Origin of the sequence: Streptococcus tangpeifui (genome assembly GCF_011038795.1) — a bacterium.
GTDB lineage: Bacteria > Bacillota > Bacilli > Lactobacillales > Streptococcaceae > Streptococcus > Streptococcus tangpeifui.
The window spans coordinates 12,433-34,529 of sequence record NZ_JAAKDU010000008.1 but is presented as its reverse complement, the minus strand read 5'-3'; the positions used below and the strand labels follow the sequence as shown (position 1 = coordinate 34,529).

20 protein-coding genes are annotated in these 22,097 nt (G+C 40.4%); 13 read left to right on the top strand and 7 right to left on the bottom strand.

What is annotated here, in order from left to right; genetic code table 11:
- Positions 1-73 precede the first annotated feature (73 nt).
- The 4 genes from G7Y32_RS07505 to G7Y32_RS07490 all read left to right on the top strand — a co-directional run bounded on the left by G7Y32_RS07505 (position 74) and on the right by G7Y32_RS07490 (position 4,644).
- Positions 74-688 carry an NUDIX hydrolase gene (locus G7Y32_RS07505; protein WP_346773320.1) on the top strand — a complete coding sequence of 205 codons (615 nt, stop codon included), beginning with the start codon at positions 74-76 and terminating at the stop codon, positions 686-688.
- Positions 689-962: 274 nt separating this feature from the next.
- The gene (locus G7Y32_RS07500; RefSeq protein ID WP_165212530.1) at positions 963-1,616 is read left to right on the top strand and encodes a helix-turn-helix domain-containing protein; all 654 of its coding nucleotides are present in this window, start codon (positions 963-965) and stop codon (positions 1,614-1,616) included.
- Between the two features lie 222 nt (positions 1,617-1,838).
- Positions 1,839-3,635 (top strand): heavy metal translocating P-type ATPase, encoded by a 1,797-nt coding sequence (locus G7Y32_RS07495; protein ID WP_165212528.1) that lies wholly within the window; start codon positions 1,839-1,841, stop codon positions 3,633-3,635.
- 418 nt (positions 3,636-4,053) lie between these two features.
- On the top strand, positions 4,054-4,644 hold the full coding sequence (locus G7Y32_RS07490) for a DUF6287 domain-containing protein (RefSeq protein WP_165212526.1): 591 nt from the start codon (positions 4,054-4,056) through the stop codon (positions 4,642-4,644).
- 142 nt (positions 4,645-4,786) lie between these two features.
- Here G7Y32_RS07490 and G7Y32_RS07485 read toward each other — a convergent pair whose 3' ends face one another.
- Positions 4,787-5,884: an ArsR/SmtB family transcription factor gene (locus G7Y32_RS07485; RefSeq protein WP_165212524.1), complete on the bottom strand. Its 1,098-nt coding sequence runs from the start codon at positions 5,882-5,884 to the stop codon at positions 4,787-4,789.
- A gap of 99 nt (positions 5,885-5,983) precedes the next feature.
- On the opposite strand from G7Y32_RS07485, the gene G7Y32_RS07480 reads away from it, so the two are divergent.
- Positions 5,984-7,336: an MFS transporter gene (locus G7Y32_RS07480; protein ID WP_165212522.1), complete on the top strand. Its 1,353-nt coding sequence runs from the start codon at positions 5,984-5,986 to the stop codon at positions 7,334-7,336.
- A gap of 257 nt (positions 7,337-7,593) precedes the next feature.
- Here the strand turns inward: G7Y32_RS07480 and G7Y32_RS07475 are convergent, their stop codons facing one another.
- Positions 7,594-7,890, bottom strand: coding sequence for an ArsR/SmtB family transcription factor (locus G7Y32_RS07475; protein ID WP_165212520.1), 297 nt, complete (start codon positions 7,888-7,890; stop codon positions 7,594-7,596).
- Positions 7,891-8,024: 134 nt separating this feature from the next.
- Between G7Y32_RS07475 and G7Y32_RS07470 the strand changes: the two genes are divergently transcribed.
- Positions 8,025-9,170 carry an MFS transporter gene (locus G7Y32_RS07470; RefSeq protein WP_165212518.1) on the top strand — a complete coding sequence of 382 codons (1,146 nt, stop codon included), beginning with the start codon at positions 8,025-8,027 and terminating at the stop codon, positions 9,168-9,170.
- Between the two features lie 433 nt (positions 9,171-9,603).
- On the opposite strand, the gene rpmG is transcribed toward G7Y32_RS07470, so the two are convergent.
- From rpmG to G7Y32_RS07455, 3 genes are all read right to left on the bottom strand, one after another.
- The gene (gene rpmG, locus G7Y32_RS07465; protein WP_002262412.1) at positions 9,604-9,753 is read right to left on the bottom strand and encodes a 50S ribosomal protein L33; all 150 of its coding nucleotides are present in this window, start codon (positions 9,751-9,753) and stop codon (positions 9,604-9,606) included.
- Positions 9,754-9,768: 15 nt separating this feature from the next.
- Positions 9,769-9,951 carry a 50S ribosomal protein L32 gene (rpmF, locus tag G7Y32_RS07460; RefSeq protein WP_004225572.1) on the bottom strand — a complete coding sequence of 61 codons (183 nt, stop codon included), beginning with the start codon at positions 9,949-9,951 and terminating at the stop codon, positions 9,769-9,771.
- Positions 9,952-10,048: 97 nt separating this feature from the next.
- Positions 10,049-11,896, bottom strand: a complete 1,848-nt coding sequence (locus G7Y32_RS07455; RefSeq protein ID WP_165212516.1) for an APC family permease — start codon at positions 11,894-11,896, stop codon at positions 10,049-10,051.
- Between the two features lie 206 nt (positions 11,897-12,102).
- Here G7Y32_RS07455 and G7Y32_RS07450 point away from each other — a divergent pair, with 206 nt between their 5' ends.
- The 7 genes from G7Y32_RS07450 to G7Y32_RS07420 all read left to right on the top strand — a co-directional run bounded on the left by G7Y32_RS07450 (position 12,103) and on the right by G7Y32_RS07420 (position 18,904).
- Positions 12,103-12,537 (top strand): LytTR family DNA-binding domain-containing protein, encoded by a 435-nt coding sequence (locus G7Y32_RS07450; protein WP_165212514.1) that lies wholly within the window; start codon positions 12,103-12,105, stop codon positions 12,535-12,537.
- A 23-nt stretch (positions 12,538-12,560) separates the two neighbouring features.
- Positions 12,561-12,998, top strand: a complete 438-nt coding sequence (locus G7Y32_RS07445; protein ID WP_165212512.1) for a DUF3021 domain-containing protein — start codon at positions 12,561-12,563, stop codon at positions 12,996-12,998.
- Between the two features lie 298 nt (positions 12,999-13,296).
- Positions 13,297-14,577, top strand: coding sequence for a histidine--tRNA ligase (gene hisS, locus G7Y32_RS07440; protein ID WP_165212510.1), 1,281 nt, complete (start codon positions 13,297-13,299; stop codon positions 14,575-14,577).
- 24 nt (positions 14,578-14,601) lie between these two features.
- Complete coding sequence (locus G7Y32_RS07435) at positions 14,602-15,018, top strand: hypothetical protein (RefSeq protein WP_165212508.1); 417 nt, start codon at positions 14,602-14,604, stop codon at positions 15,016-15,018.
- 52 nt (positions 15,019-15,070) lie between these two features.
- A complete protein-coding gene (locus G7Y32_RS07430; RefSeq protein ID WP_165212506.1) occupies positions 15,071-16,099 on the top strand; it encodes a hypothetical protein in 1,029 nt (342 codons plus the stop codon).
- A gap of 122 nt (positions 16,100-16,221) precedes the next feature.
- Positions 16,222-17,970, top strand: a complete 1,749-nt coding sequence (aspS, locus tag G7Y32_RS07425; protein ID WP_165212504.1) for an aspartate--tRNA ligase — start codon at positions 16,222-16,224, stop codon at positions 17,968-17,970.
- A complete protein-coding gene (locus G7Y32_RS07420) occupies positions 17,963-18,904 on the top strand; it encodes a YitT family protein (protein WP_165212502.1) in 942 nt (313 codons plus the stop codon). The genes aspS and G7Y32_RS07420 overlap by 8 nt, the downstream gene beginning before the upstream one ends.
- A gap of 35 nt (positions 18,905-18,939) precedes the next feature.
- Here the strand turns inward: G7Y32_RS07420 and argS are convergent, their stop codons facing one another.
- The gene (argS, locus tag G7Y32_RS07415) at positions 18,940-20,631 is read right to left on the bottom strand and encodes an arginine--tRNA ligase (RefSeq protein WP_165212500.1); all 1,692 of its coding nucleotides are present in this window, start codon (positions 20,629-20,631) and stop codon (positions 18,940-18,942) included.
- A 277-nt stretch (positions 20,632-20,908) separates the two neighbouring features.
- On the bottom strand, positions 20,909-21,958 hold the full coding sequence (citC, locus tag G7Y32_RS07410) for a [citrate (pro-3S)-lyase] ligase (protein WP_165212498.1): 1,050 nt from the start codon (positions 21,956-21,958) through the stop codon (positions 20,909-20,911).
- Positions 21,959-22,097 lie beyond the last annotated feature (139 nt).

Here is a 22,097-nt window from a genome sequence, read left to right as displayed (position 1 = left end):
AGAATTCCGCCTGTTAAAAAGATAGGCAAACATGTTATGATGGTAAGAGAAAAAAGAAAAGGGAAAAGAAATGATAGAAAATTGTATCGAACGAATAAAAGAGTACCAACCCCGACCTTTAGGGCAAGAGAGGTGTTATGCTGTTCTCTTGCCCTTAGTCTGGGATGAAAATAATCAGGATTGGCAGATTCTTTATCAGATTCGCAGTAAATATATTTCTCAACCTGGGGAGGTTTCTTTTCCGGGTGGTCGAGTGGAAACAGGAGAAAGCTTTCAAGAAGCAGCTGTTCGAGAGACAGCTGAGGAGTTGAATATTACCAGTTCTCAAATTGAAATTTTGGGTGAAATAGATTACTTTATCCATCATGATCGGACCATCCGCTGTTTTGTCGGTAAGATTTTAGGAGACTGGCAGGCTATTCAGGCAAATCCTGACGAGGTGGAAAGACTTTTTACTCTCCCCTTGAACCAGCTTCTGACAACGAAACCCAAAATTTACCACCTAACTGCAACACCTAAGCCAGACTCCAATTTTCCCTTTGAGCGGATTCCAAATGGTTCTAACTATAATTTTGGTAAAGATAGTCGTAAAGTCCTCTTCTATGATCTAGGTGGAGAAAATCTCTGGGGTATTACTGCGCAATTCACCGCCCGTTTCATTGAGATTCTAAAAAATAGCAGCAATTGACAGTTGTGTAAAGCTTCAAATAATCGGCTAAAACTTTCATTTAGCTGATTTTTCCTTGTTTCCTAATTTTATCTTGACATGGCTGTCAAGAACTATTAATTCGTAAAAATCTGTCTATAGCTTTGTCGGTGACCTGTCAGGTTTTTGACAGGTCATTGTCGTCTAGCTGTCGTTCTAAAATTTTCTGCTTAGACTTATAATTAGCTTAGTAAGCAGGTGAGGAGCTAGCAAGGCTAACTTCCAAAAAAACTATCTGCCAGAAAGGATCATAATCATGAAAAATCAAACAATTGTTGCTAGGCTGCGTAAACAAAGAGGGTGGACTCAAGAACGCTTAGCTGAAGAAACAGGTCTCAGTGTGCGGACCATTCAACGTATCGAAAAAGGTGATGACTCAAGCTTAGAAACCCTTGGGTTGGTTGCCAACGCCTTGGACATTTCCGTTAATGAGCTCTTTAACGATGATGAAGATAGTCAAAAATTGAAAAAAGTAGCTGCCTATGCTGATGAGCAGGCTAGCCAACTAGAAAAGCGAGATGCCGAAGATAAACTCTTTTCGATTTTCCGGCTGGGTTATATCTTTATTATGGTTTTGTTGGCAACTGGCATCAATTTTATTTCAGGTGAGCTGCTGCAAACGATTCTTGGTCTAGTTTGGACGTTTATATTCCTAACTGGCTTGATTCTTTCTAAATACATTCGTAAGACACGTTGGAGAGACCGTCTTGATGAGAAGTACCCACTGACTAAGAATATTCCCTTGTCTCGTAAGCACCGTACGAATCCTAGAGAGTCTCTTCATGCTTCTAATTCTAAGGATGATTTTCTCTGGTGGAAGAGTCCTGTTGTCCGACCCATCGGAATGATTTTTTGGGGCATCATCATTCCTTTGCTCTTTATCTGTAAATATGCTTTACATCTTTTCTAAGCTGAAAAGCTAATAATAAAGGCTTTGATTGATTATCAGAGCCTTTTCTTTACACCTCTGTCAACATATTTTGTCAGTACTTTTTATTGACCTTCCTTTTATTTTTTTACTTGATGCAGCAAAAGCAGGCTTTATGTTTAAGAGTTTTATTTTTTAACTTGCTATTCTTATTTATAATGATTATAATTAAGCTAGAAAAATAAGAATAAGCGGAGGCCAATCATGAGCAACTTCAAAAAATTTATGATAGTATCTCTGATTGGGCTGCTAGCCTTGGTTCTAACCTTTGGCTTAAGTCAAGGTCACTTGGCCTATATACTAGTAGCTGTATCAGCTGGTATGATGTCTATTTCGATGCTCTGGGATATGATCCAGACTCTCAAGGAAGGTCGCTATGGAGTTGATATTTTAGCTATCACAGCCATTATTGCAACTATGGCTATTGGTGACTACTGGGCTGGTTTGATTATTTTGGTCATGCTAACGGGTGGGGAAAGTCTAGAAGATTATGCTAGCCGCCGTGCCAGCCGCGAACTGACTAGCCTCCTAGATAATACTCCTAAATTGGCTCATAAGATGGTTGGAACTAATGTTGAAGTGGTGGATGTTGATGATCTGAGGATTAACGATACTGTTCTTCTGCGTCCTCAGGAGATGGTACCTGTTGATGGCATAATCCTAGAAGGCCGTTCTGATTTCAATGAAGCTTCTCTAACTGGGGAGCCTAAGACAATCGAAAAAGGTCCTGGTGATAGCCTTATGTCGGGCTCACTCAATGGTTCCGACGCTATCCAATTCAAAGTAACGGCTCTGGCCAAGGATAGTCAATATCAGCAACTGGTGAAATTGGTCAAAGAATCAAAAGGGAACACTGCTCCTTTCGTCCGACTGGCCGACCGTTATGCTGTTCCTTTTACCATCTTTGCCTATCTAATTGGTGGTTTAGCTTGGTTGATCACCAAGAATCCTGTCCGTTTTGCTCAGGTATTAGTAGTCGCTTCGCCTTGCCCTTTAATTTTAGCAGCGCCAATTGCTCTGGTAGCTGGTATGAGCCAATCTTCAAAAAATGGTGTTATCGTTAAAAACGGAACGGTCTTAGAAAAACTTTCCAAAATCAAAACAGCAGCTTTCGATAAGACTGGGACCATTACTCAGGGAGACCTAAAAGTTGACCAAATTGTAGCTGAGAGGGTTAGCCAAGAGGAACTTCTGACTTATGCAGCCAGCATTGAACAATCCTCTTCTCATGTCTTAGCTCAAAGTCTGGTTCATTATGCCCAGAGTCAAGGTATTAAAATGCTTCCAGTTAGTGATATTGAAGAAATAACCGCCAAAGGCGTACAAGGCAACTGCCAAGGTAGTCTCTTCTCAGTTGGAAAGATAGCCATGATGCCTGACTTAACTGATGATCAAAAGACTGATAAAACTAGTATTTATGTAGCTAAAGATAACTGTTATATCGGTCATATCACCTTTACTGACCGCGTTCGACCAGAAGCAAAAAGGACCATGTCTGAACTTCAAGGCCTCGGCGTGAACAATCTGGTCATGGTAACAGGAGATAGAAAAGGTATTGCTGATAAGATTGCCCAAGAAGTCGGAATCACTCAAGTTCACGCGGACTGTCTTCCCCAAGACAAAATTAACTTTCTGAAAACAGTGGCACCCGACCAACAACCAGTTCTTATGGTGGGCGACGGGATTAATGATGCTCCCGCTCTAGCAATGGTCGATGTAGGGATGGCCATGGGAGCCAGTGGTTCCAGTGCCGCCAGCGAGAGTGCCGATGTTGTTATTCTTAAAGACGACCTCAGCAAGGTCGCTCAAGTTATTAAGATTGCTAAACACACCATGAGCATTGCCCGTCAGTCAGTCCTAATCGGTCTGGCTGTCTGTGTCGTCCTCATGTTAGTCGCCGCAACCGGTGTCATTCCAACTCTAGTAGGAGCTATACTTCAAGAAGTTGTCGATACCGTGGCTATATTATCAGCCTTGCGAGCTCACAGTAAGGCCTCATAAGTACGATTTCTTGAGAATGAGAACAAAATCGATGGCTTAGAAAGCTTAGAAATACCAATCGATTTTGTTTTAGCCTTCCTTTAACCACTGTGCCAAAGTGTCAATTATTAAAAAGTAGTGAGAGTGGGACAGCAAAATCAAAATCACCATTTCATGATGATTTTGATTTTTATACGTAATCTCCAGAGATTCCAATACATTGTAAGTGAAAGCTGATCCACATGACTGTCTGTTCCATTCTCATTTTTATTTTTCCTAAATTTTTAAAATAATTTTCGAATAAAAAGATAGCAAGATAAAAATTACAAAATAATTACAAAAATATTGCATTTTATTTAAAATCCTCTTATAATAAAGATGAAATATAGAAAGGACTCATCTACTATGAAAAAAAGTTCAAAAAGGTACAAGCTTAATCATGCTTGCGCTGACAAGCACACTCTTACTAGGAGCCTGCCAGAAGAATAGTTCTAAAACTAAGACGGACCATTCTGCCAAGACGACTCAGACCAGTAAAAAAGCTAGCAAGAAAAATTTGAGCAGCTCCAGTCAAAGCAAGCAAGTGCAAAATAGCTCTCAGGGGCAGACGAGCTCTCAAAATTCTCCAAGTTCATCGTCCCAAGCCCCTTCACAATCGTCTAGTCAGGATCAAAAAAATTCCCAATCTCAGCCTAATCCTAACATCAATATAACTGCTGTAGCTAAGGGTGACCTTTCTAGTATTGCAGGAACCTATACTGGTCAAAATGGTGCTATCAACTTTACCGTAGGCACAGATGGTACAGGCACCATCAGCAAGTCAGACGGTGAGTTTCAATGCCAATTCAGTAACTATCACCAAGATGGTCAATCAGCCGGCTTCTCAAATCAATATGGTTGGAATTACTATGTCGTTCCAGCAGGTGTAGCGACTCCAAGTGGAGCTCAGGCCGCCAGTCAATGGGATGATAGCAGTCGCGACCGTCTTATCGTTATCGGAGAAGGAGTCAATGTCTTCTTCCTAAGTTAAAATCATCAAGCAGGTCAATGATCCTGCTCTTTTAGCACCTTAAACACCTTATCAATAAAGTTGACCCAATAAATAAGGCTGAGAACTTTTGTCTCAGCCTCTTACTAGTTTCACTCAGATTGTTTAAAAATTTTCAAATCATTTAATTCTTAAAGAACTGGTAGAAATTCGGCATTAGTTGTGTAATGAGCTGTGTTGGCTCATAAAGTACGAACTTTTTAACTTTTTTAGTAGTTAGCAATTTTGCTTCCTTTAAAATTTGTAAATGTCTGGATACACTGGAATTGCTCATCAAGAAAACTTGCGCTAAAGATTGGGTTGTACTTGGTTTGTTAATCACATAATTCATAATTTGCAGCCGTACAGGGTCACTTAAAGCTTTAAAAATAGTAAGCAAATTTTCTGGTGAAGCGTTATAGTAACTTGGCTGCTCTGTGATATCATAGGTGATAGCAATTCCTTGATCGAAAGATTCAACAAACAAGTGAGGCCAAATAAAGTAACTGGGGATCAACATGATAGCATCACGATCTTGCAGTTGAATTTCTTGGTCAAATGGCTTGATAATGGCTAGCTCATCCCCTTTCCAATGGATACGGTCAACTTGCAAATGATTAAACATTTCGATTAAACCGTTTTTTCTTAAAAAAGAAGATTGCTTTTGTATTTCATCTAGCAGTTTCTGCTGGATGCTTTTCTTTTTCCAAGTCTGATCAAATATTTCCCGCCTGTACCAATCAATAAAGGAGAAAAGCCGTCGGTAGACACCCGAAGCATCCTTCTTTAAATCCTTAAGTAACTGTTTATCGTCACCTAATGAGAAATCTTTCCATTCTAATCCTTTTGCTAATGCAGGAATGAAAGAATTTTCTCGATCGCTGCTTACTTTTTTCAATTGTTCAATCAACTGGACAGTAGGCAAATCAGTAAGGAATGTCTTTAAATTTTGTATTTCCTCTTCAATAGTTGCGGCATGGTAACGAAAATTACAAAGCAAGATGGGAGGAACACCCAGTTCATAAAAAAGTTGAAAATAATGGAGATTTTCGTAGAAAACATCCGTCAGCTTATCCTGTACGTCAATGACCCAGTCGACATTTGTACCATGGTGGCGAGGATTCAATAAGACATGTAAACTTCTAAATAGTTCATTAAGTGGGGAATAGACAAATTGTATCCTTTGTGTCAGCGTTTCATCGGTTTTACGAGCATAATTGCTGAATTGAACAGTAATAGCCATAAAAATACACCTCCAAACGATTCGATATTTTTGAAATCGATTGATTATCGCTTGTTTTCATTGTATCATATTCACAATTCTGATATAAGGAGAAGAAGGATGAACAAACGGATTCAGGACTCACTAATAACTATTATCGCTGGTCTGGGGATGCTATTGTCAACCTTAGACACAGGTATTATCAATGTAGCGCTATCTTTTTTAAAGGAACATTTCCAAACGCCAACTAATACCGCAGCTCTTACAGTAACAGGCTACTCTTTGGCATTGGCTATCTTTATCCTACCTTTGGGGGTTCTTAGTGACAAATTTGGAAAACTAAGGATTTCTTACTTAGGATTTGTTCTTTTTGGACTTAGCTCACTTTTTTGCGGATTTGCCAATAGTATCAGTTGGCTTATTGCAGGACGGATTATCCAAGGAATTGGAGCCGCAGCCTTGCAAGCTACATCTGCTGCCTTAATTACAACGCTGGTCTCTGAAAAACGCCAAAATAGTGCCATTAGTATTTTAGGAGTTATGATAGGTCTAGGACCTGTGTTGGGCCCATCCCTTGGTGGAATATTGCTTTCTTTAAATAGTTGGCGCTTTATTTTCTGGATAAACATCCCCTTTGCCATTATAGCCAGCATTTGTAATCACTATCTTCTTAGGAAAATCTCTGAGCAGACCAACAGTCAAAAATTAGATAGAGTTGGAACGTTGATCAATGCGGCAATGCTCATTTGTCTTTTGTTAGGCCTGTCCTTATTAAGCAAACCTCACTTATTAATGACTAGCCTTGTGTTAATTACGATGAGTTTGCTAATCAGTGGTCTATTCTACCGGATTGAACGTAATAAAAGTAATCCCCTTGTTAATATTAAAGAACTCAAAAATAACCCTAAGATTATTTCTTATCTATTCCAAACAATTGCCTTTGGTTTTGCTTCTGCTGTAATATTTTTATTGCCTCCGTTTATATTTGAACAGCTCTATCATTTAGGAGTAGGACTTACCGGTTTTCTTGTATTGGGTGCTCCAGCGGGATTAGTCATATTTTCGCGAGTATCCGGCAAATTAAACAATGGTCATAAAAATAAAATGTTTAGCCGTTTAGGCTTGAAAATCATCTGCCTATCTTTGGTTTTTCTACTGCTTCTTAATCCTAAATGGCCTTATCTGTTTCTAACTTTAGGGCTTTTTATTTATGGTATTGGTGGCGGTTATTTTCAACCTGCCAATATTTCTAGTATTATGCAAGCCAGTCCTATAGAAATACAGGGCAGTGCAGGGGCACTGCAGCGTATGGTACAAAATGTTGCTATTTCCAGTGGCTCAGCAATTGGAGCAGCTTGTCTAAATCTCTGGCCCAATAATCTCCTATTAGCAACACGAGTTGGTTGGGCCATTACTATCGTTTTGGTTATTTGCAGTTTAATAGGCGTAATAAACTTCAAAATTATCAAATAAAAAAGAATCACCGAAAGGTCCAATCAAAGATAGACAGACTTTTGGGAAAAGTTTTCTAAAATGATTGGTTAAATCATAAAGAAACGAACAGCCCTTCCTATCAGTTAGGATAGTGAGACTGTTCGCTTTTTTATAATAATAAATTAAATTGTGCAATCTATAGAAGTATTTAACAGTAATAACCTTGGTTTTAGAAGGTTTTTAAAAGATAAAAAGTAACTGATGGTTCATCAATTATGACATCAAATATATTGTCATTAAAGAGATTCCAAAAATCCAGGTAAAAACTCTTGAAAAGCAGTCTCATTTAATTTAACAAATTTACTCTGCCCTACTTTTCGAGTAGTAGTCAACCCGGCCTCTCTCAAAGTTTTAAAGTGATATGAAGCTGCCGACTTACTCATCTTTAGGATAGTTCCAATTTCTCCACAGTTTAGTTCATCATTTTTTTGGACGAGCAAGCGAACAATTTTTAAACGGACAGGATCGGCTAAGGCTTTTAGCTGCTTCACTCTTAAGTCATCGGTTTCATTATTTAATAGTTTAATAGTCATGTGAAAATTGTACTACTTGATAACTTTTATGTCAATTTCTCTATTCTTAGTGTTGACTTCCTTATCCATGAGTGATATATTTTATTAAATAGTTAAACAACTGTTAAACTAAAAAATAGAAGGAGTGAAAAATAATGAAGAAGTATTCGGTTTTATTTTTCCTTACCATGTTTATCATCGGGACTGATACGTTTTTAGTTTCTCCCTTATTGCCGACTTTAACCAAATTATATGGAATAGATTCTTCTGTTTCGGGTTGGATGGTCAGTGCTTACGCTATTGGTTATGCTGTATTTGCACTCATATCAGGACCAATTTCTGATGGCCGAGATAGAAAAAAAGTCATGGTCTACGGATTAGCTGCTTTTGCTGTTTCTACATTTCTTTGTGGGTTTGCAGTAAGTTTTCCTTTAATGTTGCTTTTTCGTTTGTTTGCAGGGATTAGTGCCTCATTTGTGACGCCTCAAGTTTGGGCATCAATTCCTATTGTCGTTGACAAGAAATTCATTGTACAAGTAATGGGATATGCGACGGCTGGTTTATCTGTTTCTCAAATGGCAGGTGTCCCTATTGGCGGTTATCTAGCTAATGTTTCTTGGCAAACACCATTTTTCGCTATTGCAGTATCCTCTTTGGTATTACTTGCACTCATTTATATCTATTTGCCTAAATTAGAAATTAGCAGTCATAATAGAGTTTCATTTGGAGAAGCTTATAAAAATATTCTCACCAATAAGAAATCTACTAGTTACCTCATTGCTTATTTTGTTTTTCAAACAGGCTCCTTTACTGCTATTACCTTTATTTCGACTTGGTATACGCATGATTTTGATATGAGTTTAACCAATATCAGTACGGCTATTATTGCTATCGGAGCCGGTAATTTATTGGGTTCTCTTTTTGGAAGTCAAATTGTTAAACGGTTTGGTTTACAAAGGGCATTTCAAACAGAGTTGATAGCACTGATTATCCTCTATCTCATTTTGCCGTTTGCGCCTAATTTTTGGACTGCTGAAATCCTGTTAACTGTTATTTATATCAATAATGGATTTATTTTCCCACTGTTTATGACAACATTGCAAAGCACCGTGGAGAATGCACGCAGTACCATTTCTTCCCTGTCCAATGCAGCTATGTATCTGGGTGAAACGATTGCAGGGGTTGTTGGTGGCATCCTCTTTGCAAACTTTACAGGCTTTTCGGGTATATCAGTCTTCGCTGCTGGAACAATTGCTTTATCGCTAATCTTATATGCACAAGCTGGGATGTTTAAGAAATAGGGACGAATTTTTTGACTTTTATTGTTAATAATTGACTTCCTTTAGAATATATAGATACAAGTCAGCACGGCGCGTTACAGTGAGTACTACAAATTGTTACTATTTCAACTAGTTCACCAATTGGCTCATTTGCTTAAATCTTTAATCTAGTATCTATTATTGGCTGCTTGGATCGGGGGATAAAGCCCTATTTTAGTTGTTTTAAGCTTAAAAGTTATAAGTGGCTGCAATAATTGATAAATAGATAAATGATAGAATAAAATGGTTTTCAATTCATAACTTGACAATTTTTATAACAAAATTATAAGTCCTTTATGAGCCAACACAGCTCGTTACACAACTGATGCCGGATTTTTTACCGGTTCTTTAAAAATTGAAACTAATAGTCAACAAAAAAGCCTTTGAAACGTTGATTTCATAGGCTTTCTTTGTGTTATTTCACCTCAGTAAAAATTACGTGCTTACGCAATTTTGGTGAGTACTTTTTCAATTGCAGACGGTCTGGAGTGTTACGTTTGTTTTTTGAAGTAAGGTACAAGCGTTCACCAGATTCTTTGTGTTCAAGTGTAATATTTACGCGCATGGTATCTCCCTTCTATTATTCCGCAGCGTTAGCTTTAGCGATCTTACGTCCCTTGTAGTAGCCTTTGAGGGATACACGGTGAGAACGTGAGTAATCTCCAGTAGTTTCATCAAATTTCACAGTTGGAGCTGTCAATTTGTAGTGTGTACGACGTTTATTTTTTTTCGCTTTTGACGTGCGACGTGCAGGTACTGCCATTTTTATGTTTCCTCCAATAGATTAATCTTGATTTTAAATCAACTCTAACAGTTTATCATATTATTTTTGTAAAGTAAAGTTACTTGACATTAACTCTTTAATTTTTTAAATGGAAGGAATAGCTGGCTAGGATTATATCCTGGTTCCATCTGAGAAAATAACGAAGACGAAGGTTCATCTGGTTGTGCAGTAGTGTTTGCCAACGCTTTCGTGGGACAAATTGTGGAATGATAACGGTCAAAGTATTGTTAGCAGCCTTGGCTTGCTTACTCATATCATTGACGAAATCAACAGTTGGCTTGATAATATCGCGATAATCGGAATAAATATTAATAAAGGTAGTATTTGGGAAATAGTGTTTGAATTCATCCCTAACCTCGTCATCTTTTATCTGTGTCTCGGCTGTTGAGACGTGCAAGGCGATAACATTTTGACTAAGAGAGTTAGCATAATTGATCGCTCCGACAGTGGCGTTAGTCATATTGCCGACGAGAACCAGAACCGTGTTACCAGAGTACTGGATAGATTTGGTTTGTTCAGAAATGCGTAACTGTCGCGCTACATTTTGATAGTGACGGTGAATCTTCTGAAACATAAGGATCAAGATAATGATAATTGGGAAAAAATACCAGATATCTGTTAAGCGGAAAAGTAAAAGAATGAGGATAATGCCATAACAAATGACAGCTCCTAACAGATTAGCCCAAGACCGCCTAAGGAAATGATCAGGCTTTTGTTTTTTCCAATAAGCCACCATACCAGTCTGTGCAAGAGCAAATGGAATAAACACCCCAATTGTATACAAGGGAATTAGCCGTTCGGTACTTCCCTTAAAGATAAAGAGCAGAAGAATGGCACCGAAGGCTAGGGTCATAATACCATTAGAATAACCAAGACGTGCCCCTTTTTCTAAATAAAGGTGGGGCATATATTTGTTTCTAGCCATATTGTAAGACAGTATTGGAAAGGCTGAGAATCCTGTATTAGCAGCTACAGCTAAGATTAGAGCGGTAGCAATTTGGAAAATATAAAATAGCACCTGACCGACCACACTAGCACCAAAAATTCTCTGAGCGATCTGAGACAAAATGGTTACACCAGATTGTGGAACTATGCCAAGCCAGTAGTTGAGGAAGGTAATGCCAACAAACATAAAACCAAGAATCATAGACATCATGACAAGGGTCTTAATAGCATTACTGATTTTTGGTTTTTTGAAAAATGGGACAGCGTTTGAAATGGCTTCAACTCCAGTCAAAGATGCCGAACCACTGGTAAAGGCCCGAAGGAGCAAGAATACGGTTAGTCCCGAAATAGGCTGACCGATATGGGCTGTTGCCGAGTAGTCTATATGGCCTGTGATGATTTGGAAAATACCAGAAATTAGCAGAAAAAGTGTGGAGATAATGAAGAGATAGACAGGTACAAAGAGCGCTGCCGCCGACTCTCTGAGTCCACGTAAATTCATAATCATCAGGATGAGGACAAGAGCAATAGAGATTTCCAAATTGAAGGCTCTCAGTATCGGGAAGGCTGATGTGATAGCATCAGCACCAGATGATACTGAAACAGCTACCGTCAGCATGTAATCGACTAAGAGGCTGCCGCCAGCCACCAGTCCTAGAGATGGTGACAAATTCTCAGTAGAGACCATATAAGCCCCGCCGCCGCTAGGATAAGCACGGATGACCTGACTGTAAGAAATGGTTAGACTGATTAAAAGAATCAGGACAGCTATACCGATAGGTAGTGACCACCAGATAGCACCAGCTGATAGAGCAGTCAACACAAGAATGACCTGCTCAGGCCCGTAGGCAATTGACGACAGGGCATCGCTGGATAGCATAGCCAGAGCTTGTGATTTACCCAAAGAATGGTTATCCTCTTCTTCAGGATCAGATTTTAAAGGGGCCCCTAAAAGGAAATATTTGATATTAGAAAGCATCCCTTTCCTCCTCTAAATTTATTTGACAAGGCATTATAATCCCATTTTTTTAGAAAATCAATAACTATCATCGAAAAAGCTAAATTGTAACCATTATTTAATTGAAAGCATGACCGTATATCTGTAAAAAACAGCCGCTTATCTTAAAAATATAGTCTCTCTGAAAAATATAGGTTATACTAAATTAAAAAAGAGGAGGAAAAGCAATGAAGCTCGAAATCATTAGAGACTCGCGGTTAGCGGAGACACTGATCAAAATTTATGCAGCGCATATTGACCGTAAGACCCAACAGATTATCGATCTTGCCGAAGGGAAGTCAGACCATCTGCTTGGCGTATGGATGGAAAAAGTATACCTCTTAGCCCTTCCTGATATTATCCGTATTTACAGTGAGGATAAGAAAGTTTTCCCAGAGACAACAGATAAAGTCTATGCAACTAAATACCGGATTTATCAATTAGAGGAGCAGTTGACAAAAGATTTCATCAAGATTTCTCAAGGTGAGATCGTTAATATCAGTGCCATCCAAAAATTGGATCTCAGTATCAGGGTAACGATTAAACTCACCTTGAAAACTGGCGGTGAGAGTTTTGTATCCCGACGCTCCCTCAAAACATTTAAAGAGAAATTAGGTTTGTAACGACTAGAAAAGGAGGAGATATCATGAAAGTACTTAAAAAGATGCTCGTTTATGCTTTAATGGGGCTAGGTATGGGAAGTTTAGCCACCTACCTTGCTAGCTTAGTGGTTGGTAGAGGTTTCTCACCAGCAGTCCCTGCCTTTATGGAACAATTTCAGTCTGATATCAGCGCGGTTGGTGTCCAACTTGCCATTTTTGCTGGTCTGGGCATGGCTCAGGGGATAGCTGAATCTGTCTTTCATCAGGCAGAAAAGTATTCCTTACTTTGGCTGACTTGCTTGCACTATAGCCTCATTGTAGTACCGCTGCTAGTGGCGGGCTGGTACCTGAGATGGTTCCAATTTAGTGTGACAAGCCTGCTTGGCATGTTAGTTTTCATCAGCTTTCTTTATGCTGCTATCTATGTGTTTAATTATGTGATGATCAAAAGGGATATCGGCGCTATCAATACTAAACTGTAATAGTTTGATAAGGTTATTCAAGCTTCTGCTAAGGGGCTTTTGAAATGACTTAAACTGTTAGGGCAGCTGTTTTTATGGTAGAATAGAGGGAGCTATAAGTGTAAAGAAGAGCATTATAATCGATGCTGGTAGTGATACAGGCAGTGATTCATGCTATCTTAAGAAATTGATTAAAATCTATGAAAGGAATTGAACACGGTCGAAAAGCTCGGAAAATAGACAAGTCAGTCTAGTCATCAGGAAGACGAACTGTCTTCCTGATTTCAGTCGCTTTCTTTTCGGCCTTTGTATCTTAATTATGAAACTTCAAAAACCAAAAGGGACTCAGGATATCCTGCCTGCTGAGAGTGCTAAATGGCAGTATGTGGAAGATGTTGCACGTGAAACATTTAAAAAGTATAACTACGGTGAAATTCGCACCCCTATGTTTGAGCACTATGAGGTAATTTCGCGCTCAGTTGGTGATACGACAGATATCGTGACCAAGGAAATGTACGATTTCCACGATAAGGGCGACCGTCATATCACTTTGCGTCCGGAAGGAACAGCTCCGGTTGTCCGCTCTTTTGTGGAAAATAAGCTCTTTGCGCCTGAAGTACAAAAGCCTGTCAAGATGTACTACATTGGTTCTATGTTTCGTTACGAACGCCCTCAGGCTGGACGCTTACGTGAGTTTCACCAAGTAGGGGTAGAGTGCTTTGGCTCCAGCAATCCAGCAACCGATGCAGAAACCATCGCTATGGCCTATCAGCTTTTTGATGAGCTGAGTATTAAGAATGTCACCCTGCACCTCAACAGCCTTGGTAATTCTGAGAGTCGCCTAACTTATCGTCAGGCTTTGATTGACTATTTGGAGCCCATGCGTGATCAGCTCTCAAAAGACAGTCAGCGACGATTGGATGAAAATCCTTTACGTGTGCTGGACTCTAAGGAAAAAGAGGATAAGGAAGCCGTTGAGCATGCGCCATCGATCTTGGATTACTTGGATGAAGAGAGTCAAGCTCATTTTGACGCTGTCCGTCAGATGCTGGAGACCTTGAAAATTCCTTATGTGATTGACACCAACATGGTGCGCGGCTTGGATTACTATAACCATACGATATTTGAGTTCATCACGACCATTGATAAAACGGAGCTAACGATCTGTGCGGGAGGCCGTTATGATAGCTTAGTTGAGTATTTTGATGGCCCACAAACTCCAGGATTTGGCTTTGGTTTAGGGATTGAACGCCTCTTGCTGGTTCTGGATAAGCAAGGCATCTCACTTCCAATCGATGAGGATTTGGATGTCTACCTAGCCGTTCTTGGTGATGGTGCTAACCTTAAGGCGCTCGAGATAGTTCAAGCCCTTCGTCAGCAAGGGTTCAAGGCCGAACGTGACTATCTGGGCCGCAAGATCAAGGCTCAGTTTAAATCTGCAGATGCTTTCAGGGCTAAGGCGGTTATCACACTTGGTGAAAGCGAAGTTGAGAGCGGTAAAGCAGCTGTTAAGAATAATCAGACCCGCAAAGAAGTGATTGTCAGTCTCGAAGAAATCAGTACAGACTTTGCTCGTGTTTTGGCCAAGATTGAAGGATAGAGTTTAGACTTTTAGGAGAAAATTGTGACAAGTATTGAAGAGTTATTAAAAGAGGAGCAGACCTTTAGCCTGAGTTTTGATCGCAGTCAGCCCATTCACTTTCAGGAACAGTTTTGGAAGATGATTGGCTATTTGGATCGGCATGATATACCTTGGTTTAATGGCGAAAAGGCCGGCGACCATTTTATGTGTCAGCAGTTTCTCGGCCAGCAATGGGACCATGACTACCAAAAGGTTATCTTAGTTTTCAAGCCGACAGAACGATTTCTTGGCTGGCAATATGACGAGGAGACCGATGAATGGGGCATCTCCATTCAAGATGTTTATGGCTTTAGCTGGAACCATCTGGCTGATGAAGCGGATTATCACTTTAATGAATTTGAAGAGTTTCAGGATGAATTTGTTGATACGAGTGATTTGATAGCAGCTTTTGGAAAATAGCTAAAAACTCCACTGGAATAGGTGGGGTTATTTTATAAAAGGAAGAATCATTATGAAGAAGTTAATAAGTTTATGGGTGGCTTTAATCCTTGTTAGTATAGGAATGGTTTTCATTTTGGGAGTCCAAATTGGTAAAATAGTTAATTCTCAAAAAGTATCTATCAATAGAAAACCGACAAAAACTTTGGTACAACGCTATCCGGGGATTGACAAAGTTGATTGGGAATACGGCAATTCAGATTACAGCTCGACTATAACATTTAAAGATGGTAGGATTCATACCTTTGATGACACAGATATTGAAGATGCTGTTACAGACCATGATTTTCCTTTTAAATATGAAGGTGAAAAACTTGTCGTTACGGATAAAGAAGGTGTGGCATTTTTTAATACTCATGCCGATACTATAAAAATAACCATTGATTCTGTCACCTATTCGACGATTGCCTATACTGTTACATCGTATAAGAATAGTAAAAAGTTAGGAAGTTATCAAACTATTGCTGAAGGGGAACTCTACTCTGGAAATTTATCTTGGAGCTATGATCCTTCTAACCTGAAGAATAATACTGAAAAGCCTGTAAGCAATATTGAAATGGATCAATGGTACTATATCGCTAATAGTGACTACTTTTTTAAGTTGATGCGATTAGAAAATGATTATTCTGGTAAGCCGCAGTATGCTGGTATATTTTATAGAAAGCGAGTAGAAGGGAGTCAACTTGTCTCAGAAGCCATTTTATTGCATAACACAAAGGGGGCACTGAATGAAGATAGTAATTTAGACTTTTCAGAAGCTTATTCTTCAATTCTTACGAATTACCGAAATGTCAGTGGAAAAGAAACGTTTGACTTTCAAGAGTACTTAGATATTTTGTATCCACATTTTGAGAAAAAAGGAGAGAGTTGGATTGTGAGTGATAAGGCATTTCCCATGACAGATGATTCAGGTAAAACTTGGGACCATAAAGTTTTTAAATTAGATGAACAGAAGAATAATGATCTCATTAATGAGGCGCAAAAGATGCAGATCAAAGTTGAGGAGTTGTCGAACTTTGAATCACATACTAATTTGTACTAGGGCTATCTAAAAAACTCCGTCCGAATGGGTGGGGTTTTAGTGTGCTTTTTGCTATAATAATAGGGAATGTAAAAACTCAGATAGAGAAAGGATAAAGCCCAGTTGGGCTTGGTATCTCAAGTATGAAACGTAGTATGTATGCTGGTCGCGTTCGCAGTGATCATGTTGGCCATCAGTTGACGTTGAAGGGCTGGGTAGCTCGCCGCCGTGACCTTGGTGGTTTGATTTTTATTGATTTGCGTGATCGTGAAGGGATCATGCAGTTGGTCATCAATCCTGAAGCTGTCTCTAACGAAGTGATGGCGACAGCTGAGAGCCTTCGCAGCGAGTACGTCATTGAAGTGACTGGTACCGTTCAAGCGCGTGAGCAAGCCAACGATAAGATTCCTACCGGTCAAGTTGAACTTCATGTCAGCGAGTTAACCGTTCTTAATACAGCTAAGACGACACCTTTTGAAATCAAAGATGATGCGGAAATGACGGACGATAATCGTCTGCGCTACCGCTACTTGGACTTGCGTCGCCCCAGCATGTTAGAAAACCTCAAGCTGCGTGCCAAAGTGACCCACAGTGTTCGTAATTATCTAGATGCGCTTGAATTCATCGATGTGGAAACACCGACGCTGACCAAGTCAACACCAGAAGGAGCGCGTGATTATCTTGTACCGTCACGTGTCAGTCAGGGACATTTCTATGCTCTACCTCAAAGTCCACAAATTACAAAGCAGCTGTTAATGAACGCTGGGCTTGACCGTTACTATCAGATAGTTAAGTGTTTCCGTGATGAAGACTTGCGTGGGGATCGTCAACCTGAGTTTACACAGATTGATTTGGAAACCTCCTTTCTTGACGACCAGGAAATTCAAGATATCACAGAAGGCCTAATTGCATGTGTTATGAAAGAAACTAAAGGCATCGATGTGACACTCCCTTTTCCACGCATGAGCTATAATGATGCCATGAATAACTATGGTTCAGATAAGCCTGATACTCGCTTTGAAATGCTTTTACAAGACTTGACAGATCTTGTCAAAGGAATTGAATTCAAAGTATTCTCTCAAGCTCCAGTTGTCAAGGCTATTGTGGTGAAAGATGCGGCTGATAAATACTCGCGTAAAGATATCGATAAGCTGACAGAAGTGGCTAAACAATACGGTGCTAAAGGTCTCGCCTGGGTTAAGGTCGCTGACGGTGAGTTGACAGGACCTGTAGCCAAGTTTTTGACAGAGATTACTGCTAAGTTGACAGAGCGTTTACAGTTAGTTGACAACGATTTAGTGCTCTTTGTTGCGGATACCTCAGAGGTTGCTAACACAACACTGGGCGCCTTGAGGACGCGTCTAGCTAAGGAATTAGGCTTGATTGATCAATCGCAATTCAACTTTCTCTGGGTAGTTGACTGGCCAATGTTCGAATGGTCAGAAGAGGAAGGACGTTATATGTCAGCTCACCATCCCTTTACACTACCAACAGAAGAGACCGCTGCTGAGCTGGAGGGTGACCTATCCAAGGTTCGTGCAGTTGCCTACGATATTGTCTTAAATGGTTATGAGCTCGGCGGTGGCAGCCTGCGTATCAATCAAAAAGACTTGCAAGAGCGTATGCTCAAGGCTCTTGGATTTACAGCAGAGTCTGCTAAAGAGCAATTTGGCTTCTTGCTAGAAGCTATGGATTATGGCTTCCCACCACACGGAGGGCTGGCTATCGGTTTGGACCGTTTTGTGATGATTTTAGCGGGGGAAGACAATATTCGTGAAGTTATTGCTTTTCCTAAAAATAATAAGGCGTCAGATCCTATGACTCAAGCTCCTAGCTTGGTTGCTGATAAACAATTGGAAGAACTAGCTCTGCAAGTGCAAGATCATGACTAAAAGAACACAGCCTAAGCGACAAATCAAATATGCTGTTGGTAAGGCAGCTAAAAAGGTCGGCCTGCTCCATACAGTGCGCAGTATTTCCCGCGAGAAGTATGCTGAGAAGATTTCGGCTTCGCTCTTTTACGGAATACTTTCTAGTATTGCGGTTAACTTCTTTTTTCAACCAGGGCATGTGTACTCAAGCGGAGCGACTGGTCTAGCTCAAGTCTTATCGGCACTCAGTGATCGTTTTGTTGGTTTTGTTATTCCGGTTTCAGTGACTTTTTATGCCATCAATATTCCCTTGATGATCTTGGCCTGGTTCAATCTGGGCCACCGGTTTACTATCTTTACCTTTATTACGGTAACCATCAGTTCCTTCTTTATCCAAATCATGCCTCAGATTACTTTGACTAGTGATCCCCTAATTAATGCTATCTTTGGAGGTTTAGTGATGGGAACCGGGATTGGTTATGGCTTGCGATCGCGGATTTCTAGCGGGGGGACGGATATCGTTAGCCTCTATATTCGCAAGAAGACAGGGCGTGCTGTTGGAAGTATCTCTCTCATGGTCAATGGGACCATCATGGTATTTGCGGGGTTGCTTTTTGGCTGGCAGTATGCCCTCTATTCCATGGTGACGATCTTTGTTTCTAGTCAAATGACAGATGCTATTTTTACCAAGCAAAAGAAAATGCAGGCCACTATTATTACCAGCAAGCCTGACCGAGTAACCAAGCAAATTCATAAGAGGCTCCATCGGGGAGTGACCCAGATCAATGATGCCGAAGGGACCTATAATCATGAGAAAAAGGTAGTGCTGATTACTATCATCACTCGAGAAGAATTCAACGATTTCAAATATGTTATGCACAAGGCTGACCCCAAAGCTTTCGTTTCCATTGCTGAGGATGTCCATATCTTAGGACGTTTTGTAGAGGACGATTAGAATAATAAGACCATCGGAAATCCGATGGTCTTATTTTACATTTCGTCTGGGGCATCCACACCCAGAAGGCGCAGGGCTTCTTTGAGGACCAGCGCTGTTGTATAGCTAAGGGCTAGACGGCTGTCACGCTCTGGACTTTGGTCCAAAATACGGTTATGGGCGTAGTACTTATTGAAAGCTTGAGCTAGGCTGATGGCAAACTTGGCAATGATAGATGGTTCAAAATTATCGGCCGCTCGTTTGATGGTGGCTGGGAAATTTTGAATCAACTTGATAATTTCCCAGCTTTCAGCATCATCTAAGGAATAGCCAGCAGCTGGAGTAGCCTTGAAATCCGCCTTGCGGAGGATGGATTGAATCCGGGCATAGGCATATTGGACATAGGGACCGGTTTCTCCTTCAAAGGAAACCATGGCATCGAGGTTGAAATCGTAACCATTGAGGCGATCCGTCTTGAGGTCATAAAACTTGATGGCTCCGACACCAACTGTGTGAGCAACGATGTCCTTATTTGGCAAATCAGGGTTCTTAGCTTCGATTTGATCACCAGCCCGTTTGATGGCTTCGGCAATGGTTGGTTCCAAGAGGATGACATTTCCCTTACGAGTTGAGAGTTTTTTACCATCCTTGGTGACTAGCCCGAAAGGAACATGAACGATGTCGTCTGACCAGTCGTAACTCATCTCTTTAAGGACAGCCTTGAGTTGCTTAAAATGAGCGGCTTGTTCATTGCCGACCACGTAGATAGACTTAGCAAAATCGTAGGTCCGCTTGCGGTAGAGAGCTGCAGCCAAATCCCGTGTAATGTAAAGGGTGGCTCCGTCTGATTTTTTAATCAAGGCAGGGTTTTCAATGCCATATTGATCCAGATTAACCACTTGAGCTCCTTGCGATTCCTGCAAGAGTCCCTTATTTTCTAGGATAGAAACAACTTCATCCATCTTGTCATTATAGAAGGCTTCCCCATTATAGCTATCGAATTGGACCCCTAATTGGTCATAGAGGCGGTTGAATTCAATCAGGCTCTCATCACGGAACCATTGCCAGAGGTTAATAGCCTCGTCGTCACCAGCCTCTAGCTTCCGAAACCAGTCTCTAGCTTCTTCGTCTAATTCAGGCTGGGTTTGAGCTTCCTTATTGATGCGGACGTAAAGCTGAAGTAGCTCATCGATGGGATTAGTGCGGACAGCTTCCTCGTCACCCCATTTTTTATAGGCTACTATCAGCATGCCGAACTGTTTGCCCCAGTCGCCCAAGTGATTGATTTTAATAGCCTTATAGCCGACTTTTTCGAAAATCTTAGCTAGACTGTCACCGATAACAGTCGAGCGCAGGTGACCGATAGAAAAGGGCTTGGCGATGTTAGGACTGGACATATCAATGGTAATATGTCGTCCTTGACCGAAATCCTGTGTGGCGTAGTTACTACCTTGAGTAATGACTTCCTTTAGAACACTTCGGGAAATCTCTTTCTTGTTGAGGAAGAAATTGATATAGGGGCCGACAGCTTGGACTTTATCGAATTTATCCGTGTTAATTTTTTCAACGAGTTCGCTGGCAATGGCTTGGGGGGCCTTACGCAATATCTTGGCTAAAGAAAAAGCAGGGAAGGCTAAATCCCCCATCGCAGTGTTCTTAGGGATTTCTAATAGATTAACAATCGCATCAAGGTCCATATCAGGTAGGACAGTCTTGAGCTCTTGAGCGATAATGAGTTTACTATCCATGTGTTTCTCCTGTGAAAGTATTCATTTCATTGTAACATAAATAGGGGGATTTTGCCGAGCCATTTGCCAGTATTAAGAGAAAATAACTAAGCAGTGAAAGCCTGAGATAGATACCCATGAAGGCTTTCTTCTCGCCCATCATACAATATGACAATGATGTATAAAGTTAAGGAGTCAAGGTTATTTATGATTGCCTGATATATTCTTTAAAGGATAGTATTGGGAGTTTAAGATACCTTCCCTCTCTTTGGTGGCGATGTTCCTTAATCAGAGGAGTTCAGTAGTGGCGAACCTCATTAGCTGTCTGGATTCTCTCAATCACAGGCTTGGCTTGTTCACTTAAGAAATAATCTAGGCTGCTCTGGGGCAGAAGTTCTTTCAAGAGCTTCCAATTCTCCTCTTTGATTGCCTGACGAGCTGTAGAAGCACTAATAACCTGTCCATCAGCAGTTTCTTTACGGGGAAGGATGATGCAGTCAATACCGGCTTTGGGTAAATCCTCTTGCATAATTTGGTTATAAAGACTGGTAACTAGACTTGTCGGTTCTTGTCCGACATAGCGTCGTGAAATGCCTAATTCTTTAGCAATCTGAATAAAAATAGTAAGATCAATTCTAGCCTGACTTTCAATCACTTGTTCTCTGTCTCTTAAAAAATAACTGGGAAAGGTGGAACGGCTGATAATGTAGTCACCAGTATCATGATAGATAATATTATTGAGATGGGCAGTTCCTGCCTGAACTAGCTGTTTGCGAATGGAAAAGGGAACCAGACTGCTGTCTTCACTGACAATAAAAAGATGGAGCCAATCATTCTCCGCAGCAGCCTGCTCAATCAAATATTGATGTCCCAAAGTGAAAGGGTTGGCGTTTAAAACAAGAGCCGCTGTCCGCGGACTTGTCCAAGGATTTTTTGTCAACTTTGATAGATAGGTTTGAAAGCCAGTTTTTTTATTTTCCATAAAAGAAATTTTCTTGGGAAGTCTGACGATTTCATAAAAACCTAAGTCGGTAAAGTACTTAGCTGTACAAGGCTTGGTATAGAGGAAAATATGACTGTTGCCCCGCTCAAACTGAAGATTAACGAGATGGCTAACAATTTTATTGAGCAGCCCTTCTCCTTGATAGTCTTGCCTGACTCCCAAACAACGCAGGGTATTGCCAAAGCAGCTGCCAGTGGCGATAACATTGAGGTCCGCATCAAAGATTGCACAGGTATAATCAAGATTGCCATCACGGCGAATCCCCTCTTGTTCTAAGAGTTGATCAATCTTTTTGAAGCTGGCTACATCAGATGGAAAAATTTTTGAAATAGAATAGGCTGACATGGTTTCCTCCGCTTTTTAATGTCATTGTAGCACTAAACGTGCACCTTATCATCAAGGGTCACCCATTAAAAACACTTTTAATACAATAGTTTGCTTTATAAGAGATGCTAAATGTGCCATAATTAAAGAAAAAGTCACT